Here is a 25,801-nt window from a genome sequence, read left to right as displayed (position 1 = left end):
CACCCGCTACGACAAGGATCCAGCCAATTTCCTCGCCGCAATCAAACTTATCTGCGTTCGAATCTGGTGCGCCGCATAATGAGTCTACGCGCTAAGCCCAGAAGGTCGCGAGTTGCCGGACGGCTGCTTCGGCCGCCGCGCGGTCCAGTTCCTCATTGGCGTCGCCATAGCCGAACCATTCGTCCTGCCCGGTCGGCTGCACGACGATGCCGTCGCGCCGGGCCAGCATCGACAGGCCCTGATAATAGACGCCATAGGTGACGCCGGGCTGGGGGATCAGCCAGGCGATCTGGCCGCGCACCGGGACGATGCTTTCGTCGCGCCACAGCGACCGGGCGCCATAGCCGGTGCAATGGATGATCGAGGATTGCTTCAGCCGGGTGACGTCACCGGGCGCTTGAAATTCCATCGGGACGATATGGCCGCCCGCGATCAGGAAATCGCTGGTCAGATGATGCATCAGGTCAGCGACGTTGAAGGTCAGCGAAGAGCTGCGCCGGGCGAAGGCCGGGCGAAAGGGATGGCTGCCAGGCGTCAAGTCGACGCTGCGCGGCGTGATGTCGGCCAGACGGGATTCGAGGCGCAGGAAGCCTGGCTTTCCATCGGTTAAGGGCGGATGACGCTGGGCGTCGGCACTGTCGGACAGCATGTAGCGATCGGTCCATTCGACAGGATCGCCGGCCATGCCGAGCATGGACTGGAAATAGGTGAAGGAGGTGCGGGCCATCCCCTCCCACCGGTCGGCGAAGCCGGCGTCGACAGATCCTTCCATCGCCACGCGGCTGTCCGGCGACCAGGTGCCGGTGGCGCGGGCGGAACGGACGAAGGGAAATTGCTCCTTGGTGTAGATGGTGACTTTTGCGCCCGCGCGCTGGGCGGTGAGCGCGGCGGTGAGGCCGAGCGCGCCCGCGCCGATCACCGCGATGTCGCGCACCCCGTCGGCCAGCGCCAGCGCGACGGCCCGCTCCGCCGAACCCCAGCTCAGGGACCAGCCACTGCCGCCATGGCCATAATTATGCACGACGCGCTTGCGGCCGACCTGCTCCACCTCGATCCGGGGGCCGGCGGCGCGGAAGGGACGCAGGCAGACTGTCGTGCGGAAGATGCGGTCAGGCGTAGCGCGCACCGGCTCCAGACCAGCCAGCGGATCGAAGGCGCCGCGTGCCGCCGATGCCAGAGTGAGAACGCCGGCACCGCCTGCCGCCCTGCCCAGAAATGTCCTTCTGTCCATGTTCCGCCCTCCCTGTAATCTGCTTTAAAGCCCAACGAATATGATCCGTCCAACCGCCAGAAGGCAAAGGACAAATCCACTGCGGTACGGCGCAGCAGGGGTTGCCCTGCCATGGTGAATGCAACATGAGTTACGCCATGCCCGCCCTGCGCCCCGAACGATCCATCATCATCCTGCTGCTGGCCCTGATCGTCGTGGTGACGGCGGTGAGCGGCACTTTCTGGCTCTATCGCGGGCAACAGGCGGAAATCACCTGGGTCAACCATACGCTGCGGGTCGAAAACCGGCTGTCGATGCTGCTGGCGCGCGTGCTGGCGGCGGAAAGCAGCCAGCGGGGTTTCATCCTGACCAAGCGCGAGGATTTTCTGGACCCCTATCAGGATTTCCGCGCGCACTGGCGCGACGAATGGGGCAGCCTGCGCAGCGACGTGCAGGACAATGTCGAACAGATGAAAGCGGTCGACGCGCTGGGCGCGATGATCGAACAGCGGGTCGGCATGCTCCAGACCGCGATCGAGCGGCGGCGCGAAGGCCGGTCGTTGCCTGAACAGGCCTTCCTGCCCGGTCTGGCCATGACCGCGCGCATCCGCGCTCATGTCGCCCATATGAAGGCGCGCGAGGAGCAGTTGCTGCGCGATCGCTCCATCGCCGCCAGCCGGATGAGCATCATGGTGACCGCCGGGCTGGCGCTGAGCGCCGCGCTGGTCATCATCCTGGGGCTGATGGCGCTGCGCAATGCCCAGCGCCGGGTGAGCGAGGCGGTGGAAAGCCGCGAGGCGCTGAGCGCCGCCCATGCGCAATTGATCGCCGAAGGGGAGGAGCGCGAGGCGGCGCAGGCGCAGTTGCGGCAGGTGCAGAAGATGGAATCCATCGGCCAGCTGACCGGCGGCATCGCCCATGATTTCAACAATATGCTGGCGATCGTCATCGGATCGCTGGACATGGCGCGGCGGCGGCTGGGCGAGGATGGCGATCCGCGCGTGATGAAGGGCATCGACAATGCGACCGAGGGCGCACAGCGTGCTGCGCAGCTGACGTCCCGCCTGCTCGCCTTTTCGCGTCAGCAACCGCTCGACCCGCAGCCGACCGACGTCAACAAGCTGGTCGGTGGTATGTCCGAACTGCTGCGCCGGACCATTGGCGAGGATATGCGGGTGGAATCCGTGCTGGCTGGCGGCCTGTGGCGCGCCAGCATCGACGCCAACCAGCTGGAAAGCGCAATCCTGAACCTGTGCGTCAATGCGCGCGACGCCATGCCCGGCGGCGGGCGGCTGACGATCGAGACGGCGAACGCGCATCTGGACGACAGCTATGCCGCCACCCATGACGAGGTAGCGCCGGGCCAATATATCATGGTGTCGGTGACGGACACTGGCACCGGCATGCCGCCCCATGTGGTGGAGCGCGCCTTCGACCCCTTCTTCACCACCAAGGGTGTGGGTAAGGGCACGGGGCTGGGCCTGAGCCAGGTGTTCGGCTTCGTCAAGCAATCGCGCGGCCATGTGAAAATCTATTCCGAGCCGGGCGAAGGCACGATCATCAAAATCTATCTGCCGCGCCATTATGGGGCGGACGCCGCACAGGGCTATGCCGCGCCCGCCACCGACAGCCTGCCCCGCGCACAGGGCGAGGAGATCATCCTGGTGGTCGAGGATGAGGACCGGGTGCGCCACATGTCGGTCGATTCGCTGCGCGAGCTGGGCTATACCGTGGTGCAGGCGTCCGACGGCGAGCAGGCGCTGGAAATGCTGGCGATCCAGCCGCGCATCGACATGCTGTTCACCGATATCGTCATGCCCGGCATCAACGGCCGCATCCTGGCAGACCGGGCGAGCGCGGAGCGGCCGGGGCTGAAGATACTGTACACCACCGGCTATACCCGCAACGCGATCGTCCATAACGGCATGCTGGACCCCGGCGTCGCCTTCCTCGCCAAGCCTTTCACCTTCGACCAGTTGGCGACGAAGGTGCGGCAGGTGCTGGATGGGGTGGCGTAAGGGTGGCGGAAAGCAGCGATTAATTCAGCCTTCCCCTTCTGAAGGATATGGAGCCTTGGCGACGAAAGAGCTAGAGCGGGATGACTTCACATTGAGTCGTCATTGCGAGCGCAGCGAAGCAATGACGGCGTGGATCAAACCAATCTCATCTCACTCTAGCTATTCGGTCGCGGCATTTGGTGTATCGGGTTGACGATGGATCCGGTCCGGCTGTGAAGTTCAGTTCTTTGCGATATATTCGTAAGGCGTGAGGCCGCTGAATGTCTTGAGCCAACGGGCGATATCGATGTGATGGAAGCCGACGGATAGCGCTTGATGCGTTGGCGCGTGGGCTAGCCTCCCTCGATACGGGGCCTTCAGTCTGGTCTTAAGGTCCTCGACCGTAGCCCGCTTAGAGTCTGTTTGGGAATGCGCCTTTGGCGCATTTTTCAAACGGTCTCTAACGCCACTTCGCCATCATCTTGGGGTTGATCCCCAATTCTGGCCTCAGCGTCGCGAGCGAAGCCCGCGCTATCGCCATATTGCTGCTCTGACGACGTGCGTGGTCGTGGCGCCCCGTGACGTACCTGCCATGTCGCTCCCTCCCATTCCTGCAAAACGATCACACCATCGAACCGTGGGACCAAAAACCAGCCAAAAGTCGCTTTATTGCGCGACCTGCCCATTCCGTAGCCGTTTTGTTACAAGCGCCTTGCGCACTGACGCACTCTGAAATCCCCCGGCGATAATCGCCGGGCATTTTCTCCGTTCGGGTCTGCACCAACGGAGAAACATATGGGACGCCCGTGGCTCGTCCACAGCGAAACCGCGCCCGTCGCCCAATTCCGGCCGCAACGGCTGTGCTTTTTCTTCAACGCGCAGATTCACCAGATATTCCACGCCTTGCCGATGGCGATCGAACTGTCGCGCGATCCCGGCTTCGCGATCGACGTCATGGCCGCGACCGAAGAGCATCTCGCGCTCGCCCGCGACATCGCCACCACCCGCGGCGCAGGCCCGGTCCGCTTCCTGCGCTGTGGCGGCCGCTGGCTCGACGCGCTGTCCGCCGTCACTGGCGGATCGGCCCCGCCCAAGATCGCTGCCCTGCTCGCCGCCCGCCGATCGCTGCGCCACTATGACGCCATCGTGGTGCCGGAACGCACCTCGCTGCTGCTCAAGCGACTGGGCCTGTCGCAGACCCGCTTCATCCACACCTGCCATGGCGCGGGCGACCGGGCGGTCGGCTATGACCGGCGCATCGCCCAGTTCGATTTCGTCCTGCTCGCCGGCGAAAAGCAGCGGCGCCGGATGCTGGAGGAAGGGCTGATCCGCGAAGGCCATTATGCCATCGCAGGGTACAGCAAGTTCGACCTGACACGCCGCCATGGCGAACGGCAGCAGCTGTTCCCGCAGGAACGGCCGACCATCCTCTACAATCCGCATTTTTCGACCAGCCTCTCCTCCTGGGCGTCGATGGGGGAGGATATCATCCGCCAGTTCGCGCAGGACGACCGTTTCAACCTGATCGTCGCGCCGCACATCCGCCTCTTCGACAATCGCCGCAAAAGGGCGGCGATGGAAAGCCGGCTGGCCCCCTTTGCGGACCTGCCCCATGTTCATATCGATCTGGGCAGCCGGGCCAGCGTCGACATGCGCTATGTCCATATGGCCTCGCTCTATCTGGGCGATGTCAGCAGCCAGATTTACGAATATCTCGCCCGCCCGCGCCCCTGCCTGTTTCTGAACAGCCACCGCGCCGACTGGCAGGAAGACCGCAGCTACGGCCACTGGCGCTACGGCCCGGTGCTGGAGACGGCGGACGGCATTGTCGATGCAGCCGCCCGCGCCATCGCCGATCATGCCAGCTACGAAGCCGCGCAATATCAGGGCGTCGCCCATACGTTCGATCCCACCCTGGATCGCGCCGGCGCTCGCGCCGCGCAGGCCGTGGCCGCATTCCTGGCCCGCACCGCCCCATCCTCCCGGCCCCATGTCGAAGGCCTTCCGCATCTGGAGTTCGCCCATGGCTGAAACACCCGCCCTTGCACTCTCTCATATCTGGCTGGTCGCGCGCGTCTATGAACCCGATGAAGGCGGGGTGCAGACCTATGCCCGCGAAGTCGGTCGCGCTTATGCGATGCAGGGGCGGCGCGTCACCATCTTCGCCAAAAGCTCGGCCGGGCCGCGCCGCGTGCAGGATGGCGGCATCCGCCTGATCGACGTCGGAGAGGCGTCGATGCTGACCGTCTATTGGCGCCTGTTCCGGGCCATGCTCTCCGCCTGGGCCAAGGGTGAGCGGCCCGAGCTGATTCATGCCTGCACCTGGCGCGCGGCGCTGCCCGCCTTGCTCTTTCCCCGTCCGCTGGTCGTGACCATCCATGGCCGGGAAGTCGGGCGCCCGCGCGGCATCGCCTTCGCGCTGTTGCGCCTGACGTTGAAGCGGGCGCGCCGCATCGTCGCCGTCAGCGACGTGACCCGCGCGCTGTTGCTAGAGCGCCTGCCCGATCTTGCCAGCCGCACCGTCACCGCCTGGAATGGCGTGGTGATGCCGGCCGAACGCCCCGCCACGGCCTTCGCGCGCGGCAATAGCGGCGCGCAACTGCTCACCGTCTGCCGCCTTGTCGCCCGCAAGAATGTCTCGGCCGCCGTCCGCGCCATTGCCGGTTGCGTGCAGACGGGCGCGCGCCTGCGCCATGTCATCGTCGGGCGCGGCGTCGATTCCGTGCGGGTGCGCGAAACCATCCGCCATTGCGGGCTGGATGGCGTGGTGACGATGGCGGGCTATGCCTCCGACGCGGAACTGGCCGCCGCCTATGCCGGCGCCGACATCTTCCTCCACCCTCAGATCGCGCTGGAGGATGGCGCGGAAATCGAAGGCTTCGGCCTGTCCATTGCCGATGCCATGGCGCAGGGCCTGGTGTGCATCGTCGGACAGGATGGCGGCCCGTCCGAACTGGTTCGTGACGGCGTCACCGGCCTTGTCGTGGATGGCCGTTCGGTCGAGGCGATTCAGGCGGCGATCGACATGCTGGTCGCTGATCCGGCGCTCTGCCGCCGTCTGGGCGACCGGGCACGCCAATGGGCGGCGGAAAGCCTGTCCTGGGACCGGCATTGCAGCCTGTCGCTGGGCGAAGGCGAAACTGCCAGCCCGCCCCCCGCTTCCCTGGCGGAGGCTGCCTGATGGGACCGATCGTCCATATCGGCTATCACAAGACGGGCACCACCTGGTTTCAGGACAGCTTCTATCCCGCCGTCCGCAATCGCCGCTACATCCCCCGCGCGATCGCGCGCGGCGCCTTCCTCGACGCGGGCGCGCTGCATTTCGATCCGGCGCAAGCGCGCGCACGACTTGGTGAATCGCCCGACACCATGATCCTGTGCGAGGAGAATCTGAGCGGCGGGCTGCATAATGGCGGTCTGGCCGGCAATCTGTCGAAGGATGTCGCCGACCGCATCCTGCGCACCCTGCCCAACGCGCAAATCGTCATCTTCGTCCGCGATCCGCTGTCCGCCATCATTTCCGCCTGGCTGCAATATGTAAAGGGCGGCGGCACCTTCAGCCTGAGACGCTATATGTTCGGGCGCGATCGCCTGAGCCCCGTCGCGCCGGAACGGGACGAGGCCCCCGGCTTCCGCCTCGATCATTTCGACACGATCCGCCTGATCAATCATTATGACGCCCTGTTCGGCCCCAGGCAGGTCCATGTCTTTCGCTATGAGGATTTTCGGGCCGATCCGCGCGGTTTTGCCGCCGCCTATGCCGCCCGCTTCGGGCTGGACGTCGATCTCGCCCATGTCGACTGGGGCCGGCGCAATCCCTCGCTCAGCCGCTCGCTGCTGTGGCTGGCCAGAGGCCTGAACCTGTTCACCCGACGCGCGGTCGCGGACAAGAGCTGGCTGGTGCATATTCCCGGCTGGTACGGCCTCAGCCGCCGCCTGTTGCGCGCAGCCAATACCAGCGGCCGCTTCGGGCGCCCGCTGACGACCAACGACCTGCTTGACGCGGGTCTGGCCAGCCGCCTGCGCGCCCATTTCGCATCGAGTGAACAGTTGCTGGCCGCCCGGTTGCAGTGGCAGGCGCGGGCCGATCAGGAAGATAAGACGGTTTTGCGCTGGCGGCAGCGTCCTCACCTGCATGACGGGCCTCAACAGTCGCCTTCTTATCGTTGATAAGGACACCACCCTGCTGGCCAGCCTGGCCGATGATTTCGCGCCCTATGGCTTTGCGATCGATTCCGCCCTCAACGCACACATGGTGCGGGAGAGGCTGGCGCAGAATGACTATGCACTGGTCATCCTGGACACGCTGGCCGTGCCGGATGAAGCGCCCGCCCTGCTGCGGGAACTGGCCGTGGCGCGCAGCCTGCCGGTCATCGTCCACTCGACTGCCTGCAACGAGGCGGAACGGATCGCCGCACTGGAAATGGGCGCGGAAGATTGCCTGTGCAAACCGGCTAATCCACGCGAATTGCTGGCCCGCATTCGCGCCGCCCTGCGTGGACGCAAGGGACCTGCATCGCGCATTGATACCCCGGCCCGTGCCTTCGCCTCTTTCGAAGGCTGGCGTGTCGACCTGACCACCGGGCAACTCTTCAATCCGGTCGGTGCGCCGATTTCGCTGTCTGACGGCGAATTTCAGCTATTGCGCGTCTTCATTCAGCACCCCCGCAAGATACTGGATCGCGCCGTCCTGCTCGATCAGGTCTATGGATCGGCCAGCGAGCATTTCGATCGGTCGATCGACGTGCAACTCTGCCGTCTGCGCCGCAAATTGTCGGTCAGCGGGCTGAAAGGTCCGGTCATCCGCACTATCCGCAATGAAGGCTATATGTTCGTCCACAATGTGACTGCCTGACCCTGAAGAAGACGCAGGCGCTTGACCAATGGGCGAAGAGAAGGGCATCCAGCGGCATCATCTTTCCGTCCGGCATGACGTCCGCCAGCGCCGGGTGATATCAAGGTTTCGCATATGCCCCTGCCCCATGCCCGCTACATCGTTCTGGAACATGAAAGCGCCTGGAAGATCAATCTGAACAATAAATATTACGGCCCCTTCCCGACACAACAGGAAGCGGTCGACACCGCCACGGACACGGCGAAAAAAGCAAGCGAGGCCGGCTATCCAGCTTCGGTCCTGCTGATGAAGGGCACGGCTTTCGACACATTATGGACCAGCGTTCAGGACTGAACCCGGCAATTCTGTCGAACGCTGTCATTTTTTCCTCGAAAGAGGGAACCTAACCCGCCACACGGTTTTATCTCTCACCGAGTTTGATGAGCTGTGGAATGAGCAAGAAGGTTCTGATCGTAGAGGACGAAATTTTCGTCGCACTGGAAATCGAGCAAATCGTCGAGGATGCCGGATTCGATGTCGGCGCCATCGCCGCTGACCGGGAAGCCGCGCTTGCCAGCGCTGCCGATTGCGACATCGCCCTTGTCGACCTGAACCTGCGTGATGGCCCGACCGGGCCGCAGATCGGCATCGAATTGGCCAGCCAGCATGGCATCAAGGTCATCTATGTCACCGCCAACCCGGCTCAGATCGGCGAAGCTTCCATTGCGGCCCTTGGTGTCATCACCAAGCCATTCCGTGCCCACAGCATTTCGGCTGCTCTGAAACTTGCCGCCACCGATGCACCCGATCTTCTCGCCGCCGAAATCGCTGGCTTTACGCCCTTCCCACCGCCCGGCTCATGGAACGGGATGGAATCCAGAGGCTGAGGCACAGCCCGTCCGGCTGCCAGTCCCGCACGATCCGGCCGCCCAGTTGCCGTTCGACACTAAGCGTCATCAGACGACTGCCAAAGCCCGCCACCCCGGATGGCGACACGGTCGGACCGCCCGTTTCCTGCCATTCGATCCGCACATCGGCGCCTTCCTGCACGATATGGACGTGAATCCGGCCCTCGGCGGTAGACAGGCCGCCATATTTCGCCGCATTCGTCGCCAGTTCATGGAACAATAGCGCCAGCGGCGTTGCCGATCGATCGTCGATCCGCGGATCGTCACCCGACAGCAGGATGCGCGATTTCTGACCGCTACGATAGGGCGCAAATATCTGGTCGAGAATACCCCATAGCCGCCCCTGCCCCTGACCGACCTGCGGCGCGGATTCGGCGCTATGGGGACGCACGAAATCATGCGCCCGGCCCAGCGCCAATATGCGATCGCGCAGATCCTCCGCCACATCGCCGATTTCGGGATGCTGACGCGCCGACAGGCCGATCAGCCCGGCAATGACCGAAAAGATATTCTTGATCCGGTGCGACAGTTCATGCGCGATCATCTCGCGCTCTTCCATCATCAGCCTTTGTTCGTGGATATCGGTGCAGGTGCCGATCCAGCGGACGATATGGCCATCGACATCGCGGATCGGCAGCGCGCGACCCAGCGTCCAGCGATACTCGCCGCTATGATGCCGCAGCCGATATTCGATCTCATAGGGATCGCCGCTCTTCAGGCTTTGGCGCCACTTGTCCCACGCGCGGGCCTGATCATCGACATGGAACATCCCGTTCCACGCCGCTCCATCGGTCGATCCGGCCGGTACGCCGGTATATTCGTACCAGCGGGCATTATAATAATCATGATAGCCGTCCGGCAGCGTAGACCAGACCATCTGCGGCATGGCGTCGGCCAGCGTGCGGAACATGCGATCGCTGTCGGCCACCGCCGCCGCATCCTGCCGCTGCTGAAGGATCGTCTCGCGATCGCGACGCCGCCCTTCCAGTTCGACCATCACCTGCCGCGCCAGCAGCGTCAGCCCCTGCCGCTGGAGCGGGGTCAGGTCCGCGCGCGGCTGCGTATCGATGATGCAAAGCGCGCCCAGAGGTTCGCCATCCGCATCCGTCAGCGGCGCACCGGCATAAAAGCGGATATGCGGCGCTCCCGTGACCAGCGCATTGTCGGCAAAGCGCGCGTCCTGCGTGGCATCGGGCACGACGAAAATCGCATCGCCCAGCATCGCCAGCGCACAGAAGGAGACATCGCGCGGCGTCTCCTCCGCATCCAGCCCGGTGCGCGCCAGAAAGCGCTGGCGCACATCCTCCACGATGCTGACAAGGGCGATCGGCGCATCGCATAATTGCGCCGCAAAAGCGGTAATATCGTCGAGCGTGCGGAATCCCCCGGCGTCGAGCTCATAGAGCGCCAGCAGCGCGGCCCGATCGGTTGCCAGCCCCCGCCCTTCAGCCATCACGCCGCTCAGCCATCGCTGACCCGCTCGATATCGGCGCCAACGGCGGAGAGCTTTTCCTCCAGCCGTTCATAGCCGCGATCCAGATGATAGACGCGGTTGACCTGGGTTTCGCCTTCGGCCGCCAGACCCGCCAGGATCAGGCTCATCGATGCGCGCAGGTCGGTCGCCATCACCGGCGCGCCGACCAGCCGGTCGACACCGCGCACGATCGCCGTGCGGCCATTGACGGCGATATCGGCACCCATGCGCGCCAGTTCGGGCACATGCATGTAGCGGTTCTCGAAGATCGTCTCGGTCAGCACCGACGCGCCATCGGCCAGCGTCAGCATCGCCATGAACTGCGCCTGCATGTCGGTCGGGAAAGCCGGGAAGGGCGCGGTCGACAGGGTCAGGGGCTTGAGCTTGCCATCGGAGGCGACACGAATGCCGTCCTTATGCACGTCCACCTGCACGCCCGCATCACGCAGGGCAGACAGGATCGCCTGCATGTCCTCGGCATTGGCGCCGATCAGGTCGAGCGAACCACCCGTGATCGCGGCGGCGCAGGCATAGCTGCCCGCCTCGATCCGGTCGGGCATGACGCGATAGGTCGCGCCGTGCAGCCGGTCCTTGCCATGGATCACCAGACGCGAACTGCCGATGCCCTCGATCTCCGCGCCCATGGCGACCAGAAGGTTGCACAGATCAACGATTTCCGGTTCGCGTGCGGCATTTTCAAGGATGCAGGTGCCCTTTGCGAGCGAGGCCGCCATCAGCGCATTTTCCGTCGCACCGACCGACACGACCGGGAAAGTATAGAGACCGCCGGGCAAACCGCCGTCGGGCAGGCTGGCACGGACATAGCCGGCCGCGATTTCGATGATCGCGCCAAAGGCTTCCAGCGCTTTCAGATGCAGGTCGATCGGGCGATTGCCGATGGCGCAGCCGCCAGGCAGCGACACGCGCGCTTCGCCCGCACGGGCCAGCAAGGGCCCCAGCACCAGGATGGAGGCGCGCATCTTGCGTACGATGTCATAGGGCGCCTCGGTCGAGGTCACGCGGCCCGCCCGCATCGTCATGACGCGGCCGAAATCCTCGGGCCTTGCGCCCTCGATCATGGTCGACACACCAAGCTGATTCAGCAGATGACCGAAACTGTCGACATCGGCCAGACGCGGCAGGTTGCGCAGCGTCACCGGCTCGTCAGTCAGCAACGCGCAAGGCAGCAGCGTCAGGGCGGCGTTCTTCGCGCCGGAGATGGGAAGGCGGCCGGAAAGCGCTTTGCCGCCGCGGATATGAATACGGTCCATTGGACAGCGTTCATAACGTCTCCCGCGCGCCGTGCAAGGCGGCTCGACGGCCATCTGGCATAGTTAATCGCCGCGGCGGCACGGCATGCAACATATTTGCAAAGCGGCAGCATCCCTTGATCGAGTTTAGTGCAGATTCTGAAAATGCAGCCAAAAGGCAGATCAGGCGTTCTGCCATCGTAACGACAATTTCGGAAAAAGGTGTTCTTGGTGGCAAATAGCTGTTTCGCGACAAGATTGGCCAAGCAAGTGCCGCTGTCGGAAGCGGAAAAGGAAGCGTTGGCCCGGCTTGAGGAAAATCCGCGCAAGGTGAAGCGCGGCGCCATGATCCAGCGCGTCAACGAAACCGTAACGGAATTGTTCGTCCTGCGCGAAGGTCGGGTGATGAGTTTCGTCATCCTGCCCGATGGCAGCCGACAGATATTGCGTGTCTACTTCCCCGGCGACTTCATCGGGTCGGCCAGCACGATCTACAGCAAGGCGCCGGAGTCGCTTATCGCATTGTCGGACGCGATCATCTGTCCGTTCGACAAACATGCGCTACGTCGACTGCTGGAAGAATATCCGCGGGTCGCCGCCCTGCTCTTTCTGCTGTCCAATGCCGAACGGGTCTCGATGACGGACCGTCTGGCTGCACTGGGCCGCACATCGGCCAAGGCGCGGGTCGCTTCCTTCCTGCTCGACATGTTCGACCGGCTGCGCGTCACCGACGACAGCATCATCGACAGTTTCGACCTGAAGCTGACGCAGGAGGAAATCGGCGATTCCATCGGCCTGACGTCCGTTCATGTGAACCGCATGATCCGGCAGATGGAGCAGGAAGGCCTGATCAGCCGGTCCAATGGCCGCATCACGCTGAAGGAAATGGGACGGCTGGAGGAAATCGGCCATTATACCAACCGGCATAAGGATATGGATCTGGACTGGCTGCCGATCGGCTGAGGCACGTAGCTTACAGGGCCTCTTCCCCTGTCGAAAAGCATTTGCGTCGGCACGCCGATTGTCCAAGATTTCCACCGTCGGCCCAAACCCCGGCGAGGAGGCAATGATGCGGGTGATGATATTGGTGAAGGCGACCGAGGAAAGCGAAAAGGGCTTCCAGCGATCGCCGGAAACGGACGCCATGATGGAGGCGATGGGCCGGTTCAACGACGCGCTTCAGGATGCCGGCATCCTCATCATGGCCGATGGCCTGACCGAATCCGCGCGGGGCAAGCGCGTCGCCTTCGATGGCGCGACCCGCACCGTCATCGATGGCCCCTTCCCCCAGCCGAATGAACTGGTCGCCGGCTTCTGGCTATGGGAGGTCAAGGATATGGACGAAGCGGTCGCCTGGGTGAAGCGCTGCCCCAACCCCATGCCCGGCCCCAGCATCATCGAAATCCGTCCGCTCCATGATCTGGACGACCTTGGCTGAGGCGTAGCGCCCTCGTCATTATGGACGCTTCATCCAGCGGCTTTGCCTTTGCCGCCAAAGCCGCTAAAGCCGCGCCCCATGACAGAGACAGCTACAAAACCCGCACCCAAGGACTGGATTCTCGGCATTCATGCCTATGTGCCGGGCAAGGCCGCGACCGACGATGGTCGTCCGCTGATCAAGCTGTCCGCCAATGAAAATCCGCTCGGCACCGGCGCGGCCGCGCGCGCAGCGCTGGTGGCGGCGACCGCCGATCTCGCTACCTATCCCGATCCCGGCGCAACGAAGCTGCGCGAGGCGATCGGCGCGGCGCATGACCTTGATCCCGCGCGGATCATCTATGGCACCGGGTCGGACGAACTGCTGCATATCGCCGCCTCCGCTTATGCCGGGCCGGGCGATGAAATATTGTTCATGCGCTATGGTTTTTCGGTCTATGACATCGCCGCCCGTCGCGTGGGCGCGACCCCGGTCGAGGCGCCGGACGCCGATTATGCGACCGATGTGGACGCCCTGCTCGCCGCCGTGACCGAGAAGACGAAGGTCGTCTTCCTCGCCAACCCCAATAATCCGACCGGCACCATGACCAGTCGCGAGGAAATTGCGCGCCTGCACGCCGGTCTGCGCCCCGACATATTGTTCGTGCTGGATCAGGCCTATGCCGAATATCTGGACGCGGACGAGGATGATGGCGGGCTGGAACTGGCACGCACCGCGTCCAATGTGTTCGTCACCCGCACCTTCTCCAAGATTTACGGCCTGGCCGCCGAACGCATCGGCTGGGGCTATGCCAGCGCCGATGTGATCGACATTCTCCATCGCATCCGCGCGCCGTTCAACGTGACGACGGCGGGACAAGCGGCGGCGATCGCGGCGATCGGCGATACGGGCTGGGTCGAATCGAGCCGCACCCACAATGCCCGCTGGCGCGAATGGCTGGCGGGCGAGATCGCCGCGCTGTCCAACCATGGCCTGCGCGTCGTGCCGAGCAAGACCAACTTTCTGCTGATCCTGTTCAACGGCAAGCTGACCGCCGAAGCGGCGATGAAAGGCCTGTGGGACGAAGGCTATGCCACCCGCTGGCTGCCCGGACAGGGCCTGCCCAACGGCCTGCGCATCACTATCGGCACCAAAGCGCAGACCCGCGCGGTCGCCAACAAGCTGCGCGCCATGGCGGAGTCGGCCTGACGCCATGCTGCCTTTCGCCCGCGTCACCATCATCGGCCTGGGGCTGATCGGCTCCTCCCTCGCCCGCGCGATCCGGGCGGAGATGCCGACCGTGCGCGTCACCGGCCATGACGCCGATCCCGCCGTACGGGAAACCGCGCGGCGCATCGACCTGTGCGACAACATTACCGACACGGCAGGTGCGTCCGTGACCGATGCCGATCTGGTCATCCTGTGCGTTCCCGTGCGCGCCATGGGCGCGGCGGCGGCGGAGATTGCCGATGACCTGCCTACAGACGCGATCATCAGCGATGTCGGCTCCTGCAAGGCGGACGTGCTGGCGCAGCTCAATGCCGCGCTGCCCGGCCGCAGGATCATCCCCGCCCATCCCGTCGCGGGCACGGAAAATAGCGGGCCGGAGGCCGGCTTCGCCACTCTGTTCAAGGGCCGCTGGTCGATCGTCACCCCGCCTGCCGATGCCGATCCGGTTGCGGTCGAGCGGGTGGTCGAGCTATGGCGGCGCGTCGGCGCCGATGTCGAAACGATGGACCCCGCGCATCATGACATGGTGCTGGCGGTGACCAGCCATCTGCCGCACCTGATCGCCTACACCATCGTCGGCACTGCCAGCGATCTGGAAAATGTCACCCAGAGCGAGGTGATCAAATATTCGGCCGGCGGCTTCCGCGACTTTACCCGCATCGCCGCGTCGGACCCGACCATGTGGCGCGATGTGTTCCTGGCGAACAAGGATGCGGTGCTGGAAATGCTCCAGCGCTTTTCAGAGGATCTGTCGGCGCTTCAGCGCGCGATCCGCTGGAATGACGGCGACGCGCTGTTCAACCTGTTCACCCGCACCCGCGCGATCCGCCGGTCGATCATCGAACAGGGGCAGGACGACGCAAAGCCGGACTTCGGCCGGTCGCACTGATCCTCAGTTCAGAGCGTTGATCGCGGCGTGGACGCGAATTTCCGCCTCCTTGCGATCAAGACCGGTGGGCAGCATTTCGCCAACTTTGTAAGTGATCACGCCCGCCCGCTTCAGGAATTTGCCGCGCGGCGACACCCGGCCGCTGTCGATCGCGATCGGCACCACTGGCAGGCCGAGCAGGCCGTAAAGCCCCGCGAAACCGGCCTTCAAGGGCGGCGATTCTCCATGGGGAACACGCGTCCCTTCCGGGAAGAGGCAAATGGGGCGCCCCTGCGCTATCCGATCCCGCGCTTCGGCCCGCAGGGTACGCAGCGCACTGGCGCCCGCCGTACGCTCGATCGGGATCAAGCCGTAACGCCGGGCAATCCCGCCCCAGAGCGGGATATCGAACAATTCCCGCTTCGCGCCGATCGCCGGCCGATCGAGCAGGCAGAGCATGTCGATCGTCTCGAACATCGATTCATGCTTCACGATATAGAGATAGGGGCCGATCGGCAGATCGCCCTCCACCACGATCTTCTGCCCCAATATCCACTGGACGCAGGCGCGATGGAAACGGCTCCAGCCCGTGGCGGTGCGCTGCACCGTCAGCGGCGTGACCCAGCCGAACAGCATCGCCCACAGCACGAAGAGCAAGCTCCCGCTGTAGAAGAGCGCCATGAAAATGAGGGAACGCAAGGCAGTGAGCATAGGACCTGTCTTCAAATACCGATCAGCGCGGCGACCCGCCGCAGCAGATATTTATTATATTCGCGCAGCAACATGGTGAGGCTGGGACGGCTGGGCACCGCATCATAGACCAACGTGACGCGGGCGGGCAGCGCCTGACGCAGTTCCAGCGCGGAACGCCGCATATGCCAGTCGGTGGTGATCAGTCGCACGGTCTTATAATCGCGCCGCTCCAGCCAGCGCGCCGTCTCGATCGCATTGGAACGGGTATCGATCGCCTCCCGGCCCAGCGTGATGCAGCAACTGAACAATTGCTCCGGCGCCTTATACTCCGCCGCCAGTTCGACCGGACGGACCGACCGGTCGACGCCGGAAATCAGCATCCGCTTGGCCGCGCCATCCTCCAGCAGGGCCAGGCCCCGGTCGATCCGCCCCGCCCCGCCGGTCAGCACGACGATCGCATCGGTCGGCCGCCCATCGAGCGGCTGGGGCAGAAAGATCGCGAACCAGGCAAAACCCAGCATCCAGCCGAGCAGAATCACGGAGAAGAGGCGAACGATCATAGCGATCGCCCCAGCGCTCGCAGCACGGTCCAGCGCGCGGTCAGCGTCGCCAGCAGAACGCCCAGCAGCGGCAACGACGCCAGCACGATCCAGCCGCGCGTGTCGAGCGTGACGGCCCCCAGCAATTCCGACCCCATGGCCGTCAGCCGCAAGCCGATCAGGACGATCACCAATATGGCGAAGGCGAAGCCCAATGCGCTGCCGAGAAAAGCATCGAGGCCTATGCGCCGCTGAAACAGGCGCGCGATCTGCACGTCGGTCGATCCCATCAGATGCAGCACGTCAATAGTGGTGCGATGGCTGTCATGCGCGCCGCGCGCCGCCAGCACGACCACTGCGCCGGTGGCCAGGATCATCAGCAGGACGACCCCGCCGGCCAGCCAGCCGAGCGCACCCAGCAAACCCGCCAAAGGCAGCAGAAACGCGGCATGCGGTTCGATCCGCAGCTTGGACGACAGGCCACCGAGCAGACGACGCAGACGATCGACATTCGCATCGGCATCCCCCGGCGTCAGCATGACGTCGATCAGCGCCGGAACCGGCAGGTCGCCGCTGGTCGCCGCATCGCCCAGCCATGGCCGCAACTGGTCGGCCAGCAACGCCGGATCGACCGGATCGGCTGCGCGAACGCCATCCGCCCCACGCAACGCCTGCAACGTGCGGGCAGCAAGCCGATCGCGCGCCGCCGCATCGGCTTCCACCACCTGGACGCTGGCCCGACCGGCCAGGTCGGCGCTCATGGAACGGACGGCTGCGCCCAGGCCAAGACCGGCGGCGGCGGACAGCACGGTCAGGAACATCATGATCGCGATGATCCATGGCATCGGCCCGGCCACCCGGCCTTCGGGCAGCAGGCGGTTGCGCGCGGCAGCCGCAGCCTTCCGATTGGCATGGCCTGTCATCATGGCCGTTCCTGCGAGCGCGGCGGATAACGGAGTGTGCCGGTGGGATCGGCCAGCCGCCCCTTGTCCAGCTTCATCATCTGCGCGCCCTTCACCTGCGCGATCAGTGGCAGGTCATGGGTGGCGACGACGATCGTGGTGCCAAGACGGTTGAGCGCTTCGAACAGGGTCATCAGGCGGCGGGCCATGTCCGCGTCGACGTTGCCGGTCGGTTCGTCGGCCACCAATATTTCGGGGCGACCGATCACGGCGCGGGCGATAGCGACACGCTGCTGCTCCCCGCCGGACAAGGTTGCCGGGCGCGCATCACCGCGATCGCCCAGCCCCACCCAATTGAGCATTTCCGCCACCGGCGCGTCGATCTCGCTTTCCTCCATGCCCGCGACGCGCAGCGGCAGCGCGATATTGTCATAAGCGGACAGATGCGGGACGAGGCGGAAATCCTGGAAGACGACGCCGATGCGTCGGCGAAAGCCCGGCAATCGCTTGCGCGGCAACGTTACCACATCTTCGTCGAACAGGCGAATGACGCCCCGACTGGGCCGCTGCGCCAGATACAGCAATTTGAGCAGCGACGTCTTGCCCGCACCCGATGCGCCGGTCAGGAAGTAGAAGCCGCCGCTGGCAAGAGAAAAGCTGACGTCGGACAGGGTTTCACTGTCCAGACCATAGCGCAGGCCAACATTCTCGAACTGGACGATGGCCGACATGTCTGAAATCTGGCGCCTCTGCGCTCCCTGCGTCCCGAAGCCACCGCCATGGCACAGCGGGCAGGGCGACGTAAAGCCCGCGCCGCGCGATCAGGCGAGTCGCATTGCATCGCATGTCGGATTGTTGCCGCTTGCGCGCGAGTCCCTGCCATGCCTATGAAGCGAAATGATCCTGGTGTGCCCCAATTGCGCGACGCGCTATGTCGTGCCCGATAGCGCCGTAGGCCAGAATGGCCGCCAGGTCCGGTGCGCGGCCTGCAAACATAGCTGGTTCCAGGAACCGGCCGTCCTGCCCCCGCGCGAAGAAGCGCCGATAAGCGCGGCCGCGCCCGTCGTCACACCAACGGTGCAGCCACCGGCCCCGCCACCTCCCGCACCGCCTGCCGTCGCGGATATCCCGGTAACGCCACCCGCGCCTGAAGCCGAAGCGGCTCCCGTGGCGGAGGACGCACAGGAAGAGGCACAAGCCGTGCCGCCCCCCGCCAGCGCCGCTCCGTTCGACAATCGCTTCGACGACATCTATGCCGGTGCGCCGGTCGATCCGGTGCAGGAAAGCCATTTCGCGCCAGCGCCCCCGTTCAAGCCGCGCCGCAATCCGATCAAATTGTGGACCTATGCGGCCGCGGCTTTCTTCCTGCTCGTCGCGGCGGCGGGCGGCGCGCTCTATTATTTCGGCCCGCCCAGCTGGATGGTCGCCATGGGCATCGTCCCGGAAGAAGGCGATCCGGACCTGCTCTTCTATCTGTCGAAGCCGGCCGAACGCCGCAAGCTGCCGACCGGGGAGGAATATTTCGCCTTCGGCGCGCGCATCGTAAACAGCGGCGCGCAGACGCTGCCGGTGCCGCCGGTGCTGGTGCAACTGCGCGACCGGCAGAACCGGCTGGTGTTCAGCTGGACGACCAAGGCGGACAAGAGTCGGCTGAAACCCGGCGAGGAAGCGTCGATCAACGAAAGCCGGATCGACATCCCGAAAAACGCCGAAAATCTCTCACTGACCTTCGTGCCCTGATCCGATCGGTCAGGGGTAACTGACCGTCTTGGGCCGCCCTTGCGGAATCGGAATAAATTCCTGATCATCGCCGGGGATCAGCGGGAAGCGCATCGCGTCCCAATCCTCGCGGGCCTGCATCAGCCGCTCCGGCGTCGAGGCGACGAAATTCCACCAGACATGGCGCGGCGAGGTGAAGGCCTCTCCCCCGCATAGCACGACCCGGCCGCCATCGACGCTCATCAACGTCGCGGAAACGCCGGGACGCAGGACATAGAGGGTCTGCGGTGCCAGCAGCAGCCCATCAAGTGCAGCGTCCCCGCCCGACACATAGAGCGCCCGTTCGTCCGCCGACGGATCGATGGGAATTCGGCTGCCTGGTGCGAGCTGGATATCGGCGTAGATGGTCTGGGCATAGGTGGTGACGGGTGACGTCGCGCCCCAAAGCGAACCCATGATGACACGCGCACGCACCGCGCCATCCTCGATCACCGGCAGGCCGCCTTCGCTCACATGCTCGAAGGCCGGGTCCATCTCCTCGAACCGGTCAGGCAAGGCGAGCCAGGTCTGGATCGCGGAGAGTTTCGACAGCTTCGCGCGATCCTCGTCAGGCGAGCGCTCCGAATGGACGATGCCCTTGCCGGCCGTCATCAGATTGACCGCGCCCGGCTCGATCAACTGCTCGGTGCCCAGCGAATCCCGGTGAAGGAAGCTGCCTTCATACATGTAAGTCACGGTGGCGAGGTTGATATGCGGGTGCGGCCGCACGTCGATCCCCTGCCCCGCCCCGATCTTCGCCGGCCCGGCCTGATCGAAGAAGATGAACGGGCCGACCATGGTCCGCCCCTTCACGGGCAGCGAGCGATGCACCTTGAAATCGCCCAGATCATGGGTGGTCGGGGTGATCGCCTGAATAATGAAGTCGTCCGGCGTCATCAGGCTTCCTCAGGCGCGCGGGCCTTGATGGCGAGGGCGTGCACCTTGTCACGCAACAGGTCGGCGAGCGCGGCGTTGACGAGGCGCTGGCGCCCGACGCGGCTTTGCCCTGTGAAGCGATCGGCCACGATCTCGACCGTGAAATGGCTTTCCCCCGACCCGTCATGGCCGGCATGGCCACGATGTTTCTCGCTGTCGTCGATGACGGCGAGATGGGCGGGCGACAGGGCGGCACGCAGCCGCGCTTCGATTTCGGTGGCAACGGGGCCTTTGAGGTCGGTGGTCATGTCCCCTATATAGGCTGCTTTGTCAGCCATGCCATCAGGACAATCTTGAGCACCGACCCGTTTTCGACCCGCCGTTTCAACCGTTTCCATGGCCGCGTGGAAAGCGATCGCCCCTGCGCCGTTCCCGGATGCCCCGAGCCGGGGGAATTTCGCGCGCCGCTAGAAGAAGGCGGTCGATCGAACCATGAAGGGCCACGCTGGCGCTGGTTCTGCCTGGATCATGTCCGCGCCTTCAATCAGGGCTATAATTTCTTCACCGGCATGAGCCCGGAGGAAATCGCCGCAGCGCAGCGCCCCTATGCCGGCTGGGAGCGGGAGACGCGCGCTTTCTCCTCCAATGCCGCCAGTCCGCCGCCCAAATGGTCGGATTTCCAGGACCCGCTCGACGCGATCGGCGCGAAGTTTCGCGAACGGGTGGCCAAGGCGCGGGCCGACAACCAGATGCGGCAGGACGGCAAATTCCTGTCGAACGAGGATCGCAAGGCCCTGTCGACGATGGAATTGTCGATCGACGCTGATCGCAAGGCGCTGCGCAGCCGCTACACCGAATTGCTCCGTCGCTATCACCCGGACCATAATGGCGGCGATCGCAGCTATGAAAGCGCCTTGCAGGCCGTGATCGAAGCCTATGGCCATTTACGCAAGGCTCCCGCTTTCGCTTAACTTCGCATATTTCCCGTTGAATTTGACATTTTACTGCAAATATCGGAAATTTTCTTACAAAATTCTGCCTTGATTGCGATGAGAAAGAGCACAGCGCGAGCCTCACAGGCAGGCTGGTGCGCGATCGTCATTTTGCCAAGGTAGTCCAGGATAGGACAGGCCATCCCCTTGCGCCGGACCGGTCACGCTGCCATAGCGCCCGCCCCTTCCAGACCGGAGATAGGATCATGCAACAGACCGCGCGTGCGCTGGGGCTGGATTTCGGCACGACCAACAGTGTGGCGGCGCTGGCGAATGGCGGAGAATCGCGACTGGTCAGCTTTGCGGGCAATCAGGCGACGGGCGAAGTGTTCCGATCCGCGCTTTGCTTCTGGCATGACAGCGACGTGAAAGGCGGCATGGCGCATGAGGCAGGGCCATGGGCGATCGCAGAATATCTGGAATTTCCCGAGGACAGCCGGTTCCTCCAGTCGTTCAAGTCGGTTGCTGCCAGCCCGATCTTCGAAACGGCCAATGTGTTCGAGAAGCGATTTCGGTTCGAGGAACTGGGACGGCTGTTTTTGGGAAAGATGATCCATCATGCCGGCGGCACACTTGACCGGCGGCCTGAACGGATCGTCGTCGGCCGACCGGTCGAATATGCCGGCGCCCGGCCCGATGAGGCGCTGGCGCGAAAGCGCTATGACGCGATGTTCGCCGACTTCGGCAGCGAGGTGCATTATGTCTATGAGCCGCTGGGCGCAGCCTTCAGTTATGCCAGCCGGCTGACCGAGGCGGCCACCATCCTTGTCGCGGACTTTGGCGGCGGCACCAGCGACTTTTCGCTGGTTCGGGTCGAAGCGCCGGGTGCGGCGCGGCGTTGCGTACCGCTGGGATCGGTCGGCATCGGCCTTGCCGGCGACCGGTTCGATTATCGCATCGTCGATCATCTGGTGCTGCCGATGCTGGGCAAGGGCAGCAGTTACGAGAGTTTCGGCAAGCAATTGGAGATACCGCGCAGCTATTTCGCCGATTTTGCCGACTGGTCGCGCCTTGCCCTGATGCGCAACCGGCGGACGATGGACGAACTGGCCCGGCTGCAAAAGGCGGCGAACGATCCTGCCGCGATCGGACGGATGATCACGGTCATCGAGAAGGAACTGGGCTATCCGCTCTATGACGCGGTCGGTGCCCTGAAACGCGCCCTGTCCGATGCGGAAAGTGCCAGCTTCCGCTTTTCTGGCGGCGGGATCGATATCGAGCAGACGGTATCGCGCGCCGATTTCGAAAGCTGGATCGCACCCGACATCGCCCGAATCGAAGAGACGGTGGACTGGGCGCTGAGCAAGGCCGGGGTGACGCCTGATACTATCGACCGGGTATTCCTGACCGGGGGATCGTCACTGATTCCGGCAATCCGGCGCATCTTCCGCCAACGTTTCGGCGACGATCGCATCGCTACCGGTGGCGAACTCACCTCCATTGCCCATGGACTGGCCCTGATTGGCGAGGAGGCCAATTTGGCGGAATGGGCGGCTTGATCCGCGCAGCAACTGCCGCCACTCTATCGACACGCCCTTCAAATTTGGGTTAGGGCGCGAGTGACTCGCAGAAAGATGACGACCCGATGACCGATATTTCCAACGTCCAGCCCGATACCCGCGCCGAAACGCTGCTGGAGGCGCCCGATCGCGAAGTGGACGCACGCGAAGTCTTCGGCATCGATGTCGACATGAAGATTCCGGCCTTTTCTCAGGCGGATGAACGTGTGCCCGATCTCGACCCTGCCTATGTCTTCGATGCGGACACCACTCTCGCGATTCTTGCAGGCTTTGCCTATAATCGCCGTGTCATGGTGCAGGGCTATCATGGCACCGGCAAGTCGAGCCATATCGAACAGATTGCCGCGCGGCTGAAATGGCCGTGCATCCGCATCAACCTCGACGCGCATATCAGCCGTATCGATCTGGTCGGCCGCGACGCCATCGTGTTGCAGGATGGCCAGCAGGTGACGCAGTTCAAGGAAGGCCTGCTCCCCTGGGCGTTGCAGCGTCCGGTCGCGCTGGTGTTCGACGAATATGATGCCGGCCGGCCAGACGTGATGTTCGTGATCCAGCGCGTGCTGGAAACGGACGGCAAGATGACCCTGCTCGACCAGAATCGTGTGATCCGCCCGAACCCGCATTTCCGCCTGTTCGCGACCGCCAACACCGTGGGTCTGGGCGATACGACAGGCCTCTATCATGGCACGCAGCAGATCAACCAGGGTCAGATGGACCGCTGGAATCTGGTGGTGGCGCTGAATTACCTGCCCGCCGCGACCGAGGCGCAGGTGGTGCTGGCCAAGTCCGGCGAATATGATCATGAAGGCGGCCGCAAGGAAGTCGAGAATATGATCAAGGTCGCCGAACTGACGCGGCAGGGCTTCATCAACGGCGATATCTCGACCGTCATGTCGCCGCGCACCGTGATCAGCTGGGCGCAGAATGCGCTGATCTTCAAGAATGTCGGCTTCGCCTTCCGCCTCTCCTTCCTCAACAAATGCGATGAGGCGGAACGGGCGCTGGTCGCCGAATATTATCAGCGCGTGTTCGGGAAGGATCTGCCCGAAAGCGTGGCGAGCCGGGCGAGCTGAGCGCGCGATGATCATCGTCGAGCGGATCGACCCGACAGGCGGCACAGCGCACCGGATCAGCATCCGCGGGCATGAGATGATTGCGGATATGTCCGCGCCCGACGGCCATGACGGCGGGCCGGACCCGCATGACCTGTATGATAGCGCACTGGGCGCGTGCAAGGCGATGACCATGCTGTGGTATGCGCAGCGCAACGGCATTCCGGTGGAGAATATCCATGTCGGCGTGGTCCGCGACGCGAGCGAGGAGCGTAAGGGCGTCTATAAGCTGACCACCCGTATCGCGCTGACCGGGCCGATGACCGACGAGCAGCATGACAAGTTGATCGCCGTGGCCGCAAAATGCCCGGTCCACAAGCTGATGAGCGAGGTGGAGACTCAGATCGAGACGATCGCCGTGCCGCGCGTCGGCGAACCGGAGCGGCCATGACCGAACGATCGCCCATCGACGCCTTCAAGGATGTCTTGTCCGGCACCGCCCGCGCCATCACGCGCGATGCGGAGGTTGAGGTCAGCTTCACCGCTGACACGCCCCATGCTGCGGGCAAGGCGATCAAGGTGCCGACGCCCGGCCGCGCCCTGCCCGCCGATCAGGTGGCCCTAGCGCGCGGCTTTGCCGATGCCCATGCCCTCAAGCTGCGGCATCATGATGCAAAGCTCCATGCCGCTACCACCCCGTCCGAAGCAGTGGCGCGCGCCGTATTCGATGCTGTCGAGCAGGCGCGGGTCGAGGCGATCGGATCGCGGGCGATGGCGGGCGTGCGCGCCAACCTCAACCATGCGCTGGATCTGCGACTGAAATCCGACGCGATCCGGCGCGCCCGCGCCGCCGACGAAGTGCCGCTGTCGACCGCATTGGCGCTCAAGGTGCGCGAGCGACTGACCGGGCAGGCGATCCCCAAGGATGCGGCGTCCGGTGTGGCGATGCTCGACCAGTGGATCGAGGACAAGGCCGGACCGGACCTTGATTCGCTGATGCTGGCGATCGACGATCAGCGCGCCTTCCAGAAGCTGACCACGACGATGCTGGAACATCTCCAGTTGATCGACGCCGATGTGCCGCCCGACACCGAAGAACCCGAATCGCAGGATGAAGGTGAAGACGAGGAAGAGCAGCAGGAAGAAGGCGAAAGCGGCCAGGACGAGGCCGGCGACAGCGACATGAATGCCGAGGCGCGCGCCGAAGATCAGGGCGGCGACACCGAAGAGGGCGAAACCGACTATAGCGACGAGTTCGACGCCGACAGCGACGAGGGCGCCGACGATATGGGCGAGGAAGGCATGATGCCGGTTCGCCCCAATCGCCCGATGTCCGACCTGCCGCCCGGCTTCGACTATAAGCCCTATACGACCAAGTTCGACGAAGTCGTCGCGCCGGAGGATTTGTGCGACGAGGATGAGCTGGTGCGGCTGCGCGGCTTCCTCGACCAGCAGCTTGTCAGCTTGCAGGGCGCGGTGACGAAGCTGGCCAACCGGCTGCAACGCCGGCTGATGGCGCAACAATCGCGCAGCTGGGATTTCGATCAGGAAGAAGGCATGCTGGACGCAGCGCGGCTGGCGCGGATCGTGATCGATCCCACTCGCTCGCTATCCTACAAGATAGAGCGGGATACCGAGTTTCGCGATACCGTCGTCACGCTGCTGATCGACAATTCGGGATCGATGCGCGGGCGGCCGATCAGCATCGCGGCGATCAGCGCCGACATCATGGCGCGCACGCTGGAACGCTGCGGCGTGAAGACCGAGATTTTGGGCTTCACCACCCGCGCGTGGAAGGGCGGGCAGAGCCGCGAGCAATGGCTGGCCGCGGGCCGTCCGCCCATGCCCGGCCGCCTGAACGACCTGCGCCACATCATCTACAAGAAGGCCGACGATCCCTGGCGCCGCGCGCGCAAGAATCTGGGCCTGATGATGCGCGAAGGGCTGCTGAAAGAAAATATCGACGGCGAAGCGCTGCTCTGGGCGCATAGCCGCCTGATCGCACGCCAGGAAGAGCGCCGCATCCTGATGGTGATTTCCGACGGCGCGCCAGTGGATGATTCGACCCTGTCGGTGAACAGCGGCACCTATCTGGAGCGCCATTTGCGGCAGGTGATCGACTGGATCGAGAATCGCTCGCCGGTGCAACTGGTGGCGATCGGCATCGGCCATGACGTGACCCGCTATTATCGCCGTGCCGTGACGATCATGGATGCCGAGCAATTGGGCGGCACCATGGTCGAGCAGCTTGCGGGCTTGTTCGACGAAGATTGATCCCGAC

General features: G+C 64.2%; 26 protein-coding genes. 17 read left to right on the top strand and 9 right to left on the bottom strand.

Features of this window, described 5'->3' with window-relative positions:
* Positions 1 to 91: 91 nt before the first annotated feature.
* Positions 92 to 1,231, bottom strand: coding sequence for an FAD-dependent oxidoreductase (locus BMX92_RS16965; protein WP_093018623.1), 1,140 nt, complete (start codon positions 1,229 to 1,231; stop codon positions 92 to 94).
* Between the two features lie 137 nt (positions 1,232 to 1,368).
* On the opposite strand from BMX92_RS16965, the gene BMX92_RS16960 reads away from it, so the two are divergent.
* The 7 genes from BMX92_RS16960 (at position 1,369) to BMX92_RS16930 (ending at position 8,928) form a co-directional block, all read left to right on the top strand.
* Entirely contained in the window at positions 1,369 to 3,228 is a 1,860-nt protein-coding gene (locus BMX92_RS16960; protein ID WP_093018621.1) for a CHASE3 domain-containing protein, read from the top strand.
* Positions 3,229 to 4,002: 774 nt separating this feature from the next.
* The gene (locus BMX92_RS16955; RefSeq protein WP_093018619.1) at positions 4,003 to 5,238 is read left to right on the top strand and encodes a glycosyl transferase; all 1,236 of its coding nucleotides are present in this window, start codon (positions 4,003 to 4,005) and stop codon (positions 5,236 to 5,238) included.
* On the top strand, positions 5,231 to 6,388 hold the full coding sequence (locus tag BMX92_RS16950; RefSeq protein WP_093018678.1) for a glycosyltransferase family 4 protein: 1,158 nt from the start codon (positions 5,231 to 5,233) through the stop codon (positions 6,386 to 6,388). The genes BMX92_RS16955 and BMX92_RS16950 overlap by 8 nt, the downstream gene beginning before the upstream one ends.
* Entirely contained in the window at positions 6,388 to 7,377 is a 990-nt protein-coding gene (locus tag BMX92_RS16945) for a sulfotransferase (protein ID WP_093018617.1), read from the top strand. The genes BMX92_RS16950 and BMX92_RS16945 overlap by 1 nt, the downstream gene beginning before the upstream one ends.
* A complete protein-coding gene (locus BMX92_RS16940; RefSeq protein ID WP_093018615.1) occupies positions 7,343 to 8,062 on the top strand; it encodes a winged helix-turn-helix domain-containing protein in 720 nt (239 codons plus the stop codon). The genes BMX92_RS16945 and BMX92_RS16940 overlap by 35 nt, the downstream gene beginning before the upstream one ends.
* Before the next feature lie 114 nt (positions 8,063 to 8,176).
* Complete coding sequence (locus BMX92_RS16935; RefSeq protein WP_093018612.1) at positions 8,177 to 8,395, top strand: DUF2188 domain-containing protein; 219 nt, start codon at positions 8,177 to 8,179, stop codon at positions 8,393 to 8,395.
* A 98-nt stretch (positions 8,396 to 8,493) separates the two neighbouring features.
* On the top strand, positions 8,494 to 8,928 hold the full coding sequence (locus BMX92_RS16930; protein ID WP_093018610.1) for a response regulator: 435 nt from the start codon (positions 8,494 to 8,496) through the stop codon (positions 8,926 to 8,928).
* Here the strand turns inward: BMX92_RS16930 and BMX92_RS16925 are convergent.
* Together BMX92_RS16925 and murA are read right to left on the bottom strand one after the other, a co-directional pair.
* Positions 8,876 to 10,402, bottom strand: a complete 1,527-nt coding sequence (locus tag BMX92_RS16925; protein WP_093018608.1) for a PAS domain-containing protein — start codon at positions 10,400 to 10,402, stop codon at positions 8,876 to 8,878. The genes BMX92_RS16930 and BMX92_RS16925 overlap by 53 nt on opposite strands.
* 8 nt (positions 10,403 to 10,410) lie before the next feature.
* Positions 10,411 to 11,694: a UDP-N-acetylglucosamine 1-carboxyvinyltransferase gene (gene murA, locus BMX92_RS16920; RefSeq protein ID WP_093018606.1), complete on the bottom strand. Its 1,284-nt coding sequence runs from the start codon at positions 11,692 to 11,694 to the stop codon at positions 10,411 to 10,413.
* A 207-nt stretch (positions 11,695 to 11,901) separates the two neighbouring features.
* Here murA and BMX92_RS16915 point away from each other — a divergent pair, with 207 nt between their 5' ends.
* The 4 genes from BMX92_RS16915 (at position 11,902) to BMX92_RS16900 (ending at position 15,209) form a co-directional block, all read left to right on the top strand.
* Positions 11,902 to 12,636, top strand: coding sequence for a Crp/Fnr family transcriptional regulator (locus BMX92_RS16915; RefSeq protein ID WP_093018676.1), 735 nt, complete (start codon positions 11,902 to 11,904; stop codon positions 12,634 to 12,636).
* A gap of 106 nt (positions 12,637 to 12,742) precedes the next feature.
* The gene (locus BMX92_RS16910) at positions 12,743 to 13,111 is read left to right on the top strand and encodes a YciI family protein (protein WP_093018674.1); all 369 of its coding nucleotides are present in this window, start codon (positions 12,743 to 12,745) and stop codon (positions 13,109 to 13,111) included.
* 78 nt (positions 13,112 to 13,189) lie between these two features.
* Complete coding sequence (hisC, locus tag BMX92_RS16905) at positions 13,190 to 14,299, top strand: histidinol-phosphate transaminase (protein WP_093018603.1); 1,110 nt, start codon at positions 13,190 to 13,192, stop codon at positions 14,297 to 14,299.
* Positions 14,300 to 14,303: 4 nt separating this feature from the next.
* Positions 14,304 to 15,209 (top strand): prephenate/arogenate dehydrogenase family protein, encoded by a 906-nt coding sequence (locus tag BMX92_RS16900; protein ID WP_093018601.1) that lies wholly within the window; start codon positions 14,304 to 14,306, stop codon positions 15,207 to 15,209.
* A 3-nt stretch (positions 15,210 to 15,212) separates the two neighbouring features.
* Here BMX92_RS16900 and BMX92_RS16895 read toward each other — a convergent pair whose 3' ends face one another.
* Genes BMX92_RS16895 through ftsE form a run of 4 tightly spaced genes read right to left on the bottom strand, consistent with a single transcriptional unit; the run spans position 15,213 to position 18,053 of the window.
* Positions 15,213 to 15,899: a lysophospholipid acyltransferase family protein gene (locus BMX92_RS16895; protein ID WP_093018599.1), complete on the bottom strand. Its 687-nt coding sequence runs from the start codon at positions 15,897 to 15,899 to the stop codon at positions 15,213 to 15,215.
* A gap of 11 nt (positions 15,900 to 15,910) precedes the next feature.
* Positions 15,911 to 16,441 carry a YdcF family protein gene (locus BMX92_RS16890; protein WP_093018597.1) on the bottom strand — a complete coding sequence of 177 codons (531 nt, stop codon included), beginning with the start codon at positions 16,439 to 16,441 and terminating at the stop codon, positions 15,911 to 15,913.
* Positions 16,438 to 17,343, bottom strand: coding sequence for a cell division protein FtsX (locus BMX92_RS16885; RefSeq protein WP_093018672.1), 906 nt, complete (start codon positions 17,341 to 17,343; stop codon positions 16,438 to 16,440). The genes BMX92_RS16890 and BMX92_RS16885 overlap by 4 nt, the downstream gene beginning before the upstream one ends.
* Positions 17,343 to 18,053, bottom strand: coding sequence for a cell division ATP-binding protein FtsE (gene ftsE, locus BMX92_RS16880; protein ID WP_093018595.1), 711 nt, complete (start codon positions 18,051 to 18,053; stop codon positions 17,343 to 17,345). Before ftsE ends, BMX92_RS16885 begins: the two co-directional genes overlap by 1 nt.
* A gap of 166 nt (positions 18,054 to 18,219) precedes the next feature.
* Between ftsE and BMX92_RS16875 the strand changes: the two genes are divergently transcribed.
* A complete protein-coding gene (locus BMX92_RS16875; RefSeq protein ID WP_093018593.1) occupies positions 18,220 to 19,062 on the top strand; it encodes a zinc-ribbon domain-containing protein in 843 nt (280 codons plus the stop codon).
* A 9-nt stretch (positions 19,063 to 19,071) separates the two neighbouring features.
* Here BMX92_RS16875 and BMX92_RS16870 read toward each other — a convergent pair whose 3' ends face one another.
* Positions 19,072 to 19,977 carry a pirin family protein gene (locus BMX92_RS16870; protein WP_093018590.1) on the bottom strand — a complete coding sequence of 302 codons (906 nt, stop codon included), beginning with the start codon at positions 19,975 to 19,977 and terminating at the stop codon, positions 19,072 to 19,074.
* The gene (locus BMX92_RS16865) at positions 19,977 to 20,264 is read right to left on the bottom strand and encodes a BolA family protein (RefSeq protein WP_093018669.1); all 288 of its coding nucleotides are present in this window, start codon (positions 20,262 to 20,264) and stop codon (positions 19,977 to 19,979) included. Before BMX92_RS16865 ends, BMX92_RS16870 begins: the two co-directional genes overlap by 1 nt.
* Positions 20,265 to 20,309: 45 nt before the next feature.
* Between BMX92_RS16865 and BMX92_RS16860 the strand changes: the two genes are divergently transcribed.
* From BMX92_RS16860 to cobT, 5 genes are all read left to right on the top strand, one after another.
* The gene (locus tag BMX92_RS16860; protein ID WP_093018588.1) at positions 20,310 to 20,927 is read left to right on the top strand and encodes a DnaJ domain-containing protein; all 618 of its coding nucleotides are present in this window, start codon (positions 20,310 to 20,312) and stop codon (positions 20,925 to 20,927) included.
* 227 nt (positions 20,928 to 21,154) lie between these two features.
* Entirely contained in the window at positions 21,155 to 22,447 is a 1,293-nt protein-coding gene (locus BMX92_RS16855) for an Hsp70 family protein (RefSeq protein WP_093018586.1), read from the top strand.
* 86 nt (positions 22,448 to 22,533) lie between these two features.
* Positions 22,534 to 23,541 (top strand): cobaltochelatase subunit CobS, encoded by a 1,008-nt coding sequence (gene cobS, locus BMX92_RS16850; RefSeq protein ID WP_093018584.1) that lies wholly within the window; start codon positions 22,534 to 22,536, stop codon positions 23,539 to 23,541.
* Between the two features lie 7 nt (positions 23,542 to 23,548).
* On the top strand, positions 23,549 to 23,971 hold the full coding sequence (locus BMX92_RS16845) for an OsmC family protein (RefSeq protein WP_093018582.1): 423 nt from the start codon (positions 23,549 to 23,551) through the stop codon (positions 23,969 to 23,971).
* The gene (gene cobT, locus BMX92_RS16840; RefSeq protein WP_093018580.1) at positions 23,968 to 25,794 is read left to right on the top strand and encodes a cobaltochelatase subunit CobT; all 1,827 of its coding nucleotides are present in this window, start codon (positions 23,968 to 23,970) and stop codon (positions 25,792 to 25,794) included. The genes BMX92_RS16845 and cobT overlap by 4 nt, the downstream gene beginning before the upstream one ends.
* Positions 25,795 to 25,801 lie beyond the last annotated feature (7 nt).

Origin of the sequence: Sphingobium sp. YR768 (assembly GCF_900111125.1) — a bacterium.
GTDB lineage: Bacteria > Pseudomonadota > Alphaproteobacteria > Sphingomonadales > Sphingomonadaceae > Sphingobium.
This window is presented reverse-complemented; position numbering and strand designations above follow the sequence as displayed.